Annotated in this window: 3 protein-coding genes; all 3 read left to right on the top strand. The window is 62.1% G+C overall.

Annotation, left to right across the window (positions count from 1 at the left end):
- The coding region (locus ACRESD_RS13615; RefSeq protein WP_431751379.1) for a hybrid sensor histidine kinase/response regulator at positions 1-2,073 on the top strand (2,073 nt) is incomplete at its 5' end.
- The gene (locus ACRESD_RS13610; protein WP_431751378.1) at positions 2,070-3,080 is read left to right on the top strand and encodes a chemotaxis response regulator protein-glutamate methylesterase; all 1,011 of its coding nucleotides are present in this window, start codon (positions 2,070-2,072) and stop codon (positions 3,078-3,080) included. The genes ACRESD_RS13615 and ACRESD_RS13610, both read left to right, overlap by 4 nt.
- A gap of 51 nt (positions 3,081-3,131) precedes the next feature.
- Positions 3,132-3,833, top strand: a 702-nt coding sequence (locus tag ACRESD_RS13605) for a diguanylate cyclase (protein ID WP_431751377.1), incomplete at its 3' end; no start/stop codon positions are given.

Genomic DNA, 3,833 nt, shown 5'->3' with positions numbered 1-3,833 from the left:
ATGGAGGATTGCCTGGTCAGCGCCCAGGAAAACCGCCTGTACCTACAACCCGAACATATCGACGCGCTGCTGCAGGGTACCGACTTGCTGATGCGCATCGCCACGCCTGGCAATGACGTAGGTTCGGCGGATATAGACGCCTATGTGGCGTTGATGGAGCGGCTGCTGGACCCGTCGCAACCGATTGCCAAGGCCGCGCCACCTCCACTGTCCGAACCTGCTCCGGCGCCGGTGGTTGAAGCGTTGCCCCCTGAGCCTGAACCCGAGCCCGCGCCGTCGGTCATGCCCACGCCACCGCGTCAGAGCAAGCCCATGACCGAAGGTGGCGAGCGCGTGTTGCGCGTCACCGCCGAGCGCTTGAACAGCCTGTTGGACCTGTCCAGCAAATCCCTGGTGGAAACCCAGCGGCTCAAGCCTTACCTGGCGAGCATGCAGCGCCTCAAGCGTATTCAGAGCAACAGCGCGCGAGCATTGGATGCGCTGGACGGCCAACTCAGGGCCTTGGATTTGAATCTCGAAGCCCAGGAAGCCCTGGCTGACACTCGCCGCTTGCTGAGCGAAGCCCAGGCCCTGCTGGCGGAAAAAACCGCCGAACTGGATGAGTTTGGCTGGCAGGCCGGGCAGCGCGCCCAGGTGCTTTACGACACGGCGCTGGCCTGCCGCATGCGGCCATTTGCCGATGTACTGGCCGGCCAGGTGCGCATGGTCCGGGACCTCGGCCGCAGCCTCGGCAAGCAGGTGCGCCTGGAGATCGAGGGCGAAAAAACCCAGGTCGACCGCGATGTGTTGGAAAAGCTCGAGGCGCCGCTCACCCATTTGCTACGTAATGCCGTCGATCATGGTATCGAAATGCCCGAGCAGCGGATTCTGGCGGGTAAACCGGCTGAAGGACTGATTCGCCTGCGTGCTTCCCATCAGGCGGGCTTGCTGGTGCTGGAATTGAGCGATGACGGGAGTGGCGTCGACCTTGAGCGCCTGCGTGGCACGATCGTCGACCGGCACCTGTCGCCGCTGGAAACCGCTCTGCGCTTGAGCGAGGAGGAGCTGCTGACGTTCCTGTTCCTGCCGGGTTTCAGCCTGCGCGACAAAGTCACCGAAGTGTCCGGGCGCGGCGTCGGTCTGGATGCGGTGCAGCATATGGTCCGGCAATTGCGCGGCGCGGTGGTGCTGGAGCAAACGGCGGGGCAGGGCAGTCGCTTCCACTTGGAAGTGCCGTTGACCCTGTCGGTGGTGCGCAGCCTGGTGGTGGAGGTCGGCGACGAAGCCTACGCCTTCCCGCTGGCGCATATTGAGCGCATGTGCGACCTGGCGCCGGATGACATCGTCCAGCTGGAAGGTCGCCAGCATTTCTGGCACGAGGGCCGGCATGTCGGCCTGGTCGCTGCCAGCCAGTTGTTGCAGCGCCCGACGGCGCAAAACAATGACGAAACATTGAAAGTCGTGGTGATACGCGAACGCGATGCGGTGTACGGCATTGCGGTAGAGCGTTTTATCGGCGAGCGCACGTTGGTGGTGTTGCCGCTGGATGATCGCCTGGGCAAGGTCCAGGACATCTCCGCCGGCGCCTTGCTCGATGACGGCTCGGTGGTGTTGATCGTTGACGTTGAGGACATGCTGCGTTCGGTGGACAAACTGCTCAACACCGGGCGCTTGGAGCGCATCGCAAGACGCAGCCAGCAGGCTACCGAAGCCCCGCGTAAACGGGTGCTGGTGGTGGACGACTCGCTGACCGTGCGTGAGTTGCAACGCAAGTTGTTACTCAACAGGGGTTATGAAGTGGCCGTCGCGGTCGATGGCATGGATGGCTGGAACGCGCTGCGTTCCGAAGACTTTGACCTGCTTATCACTGACATTGATATGCCTCGCATGGACGGTATTGAATTGGTCACACTCTTGCGCCGTGACAGTCGCCTGCAATCGTTGCCGGTGATGGTGGTCTCGTACAAGGATCGCGAAGAAGATCGGCGCCGTGGACTGGACGCTGGCGCCGACTATTATTTAGCCAAAGCCAGTTTCCACGATGACGCCTTGCTCGACGCCGTGGTTGAACTGATTGGAGGTGCCCGGGCATGAGGATTGCGATCGTCAATGACATGCCCCTGGCCGTGGAGGCGCTGCGTCGTGCGTTGAGTTTCGAGCCCGCCCACGAAGTGGTGTGGGTGGCCAGCAATGGCCTGGAAGCCGTGCAACGCTGCGCCGAACTGACCCCGGACCTGATCCTGATGGACCTGATCATGCCGGTGATGGACGGTGTGGAGGCCACCCGGCAGATCATGGCCGAGACGCCGTGCCCGATCGTGATCGTCACGGTGGACCGCCAGGCCAATGTCAGCCGTGTGTTCGAAGCCATGGGCCATGGCGCCCTGGATGTGGTGGATACACCGGCGCTGGGCGTAGGCAACCCCAAGGATGCGGCGGCACCGTTGCTGCGCAAGATCCTTAACATTGGCTGGTTGATGGGTCAGCGCGGCAGCCGCGTGCGTGCCGAAACCGCGCCCCCGCGCGTCATCGGCAAGCGCCAGAGCCTGGTGGCCATCGGCTCGTCGGCGGGTGGGCCGGCGGCCCTGGAAATCCTGCTCAAGGGCTTGCCACGGGACTTTCCCGCCGCCATTGTGCTGGTGCAGCATGTGGATCAAGTGTTCGCCGCCGGCATGGCCGAGTGGCTGAGCAGTGCATCCGGCCTGCCGGTGCGCCTGGCCCGTGAAGGCGAGCCGCCACAAAGCGGCGTGGTATTGCTGGCGGGTACCAACCATCACATCCGGCTGTTGAAAAACGGCACGTTGGCCTATACCGCCGAGCCGGTGAACGAGATTTACCGGCCTTCCATCGATGTGTTTTTCGAGAGCGTCGCCAGCCACTGGAACGGTGATGCCGTTGGCGTATTGCTGACCGGCATGGGGCGCGATGGCGCCCAGGGCCTCAAGTTACTGCGTGAACAAGGATATTTGACCATCGCCCAGGACCAACAGAGTTCGGCGGTGTATGGCATGCCCAAAGCGGCGGCGTCGATTGACGCCGCTGTTGAAATTCGCCCATTGGATAGAATTGCGCCCCGATTGCTGGAGGTCTTTGCAAAATGATCAAGACCTCCCGTGGTGCTCGCTTGCAGGTAGTAATTCAGGTGACTGCACATGAATGATTTACAGCTCGACGACTTCAAGACCGACGAAAATGCCGCCATGGTGTTGCTGGTCGACGACCAAGCGATGATCGGCGAAGCCGTGCGGCGCGGCCTGGCCCACGAAGAAAACATCGACTTCCACTTTTGCGCCGACCCGCACCAGGCGATTGCCCAGGCCATTCGCATCAAGCCAACGGTGATTCTGCAAGACTTGGTCATGCCGGGCCTGGACGGCCTGACCCTGGTGCGCGAATACCGCAATCACCCGGCCACGGCGAATATCCCGATTATCGTGCTGTCCACCAAGGAAGACCCGCTGATCAAAAGCGCCGCCTTTGCCGCTGGAGCCAACGATTACCTGGTGAAGTTGCCGGACAACATCGAACTGGTGGCGCGCATTCGTTATCACTCGCGCTCCTATATGACGTTGTTGCAACGGGACGCAGCCTACCGTGCGCTGCGGGTCAGCCAGCAGCAACTGCTGGACACAAACCTGGTGCTGCAACGCCTGATGAACTCCGACGGTCTCACCGGGCTGTCCAATCGTCGTCACTTCGACGAGTACCTGGAACTGGAGTGGCGCCGTGCCATGCGTGACCAGACCCAGCTCTCGCTACTGATGATCGACGTGGACTTCTTCAAGACCTACAACGACAGTTTCGGCCACCTGGAAGGCGACGAGGCGTTACGCAAGGTGGCGGCGACCATTCGT

The sequence above is a fragment of the Pseudomonas sp. genome (assembly GCF_050739995.1).
Classification (GTDB): domain Bacteria; phylum Pseudomonadota; class Gammaproteobacteria; order Pseudomonadales; family Pseudomonadaceae; genus Aquipseudomonas.
The sequence above is the reverse complement of the archived record's forward strand: the minus strand, read 5'-3'. Positions and strand labels throughout refer to the sequence as shown.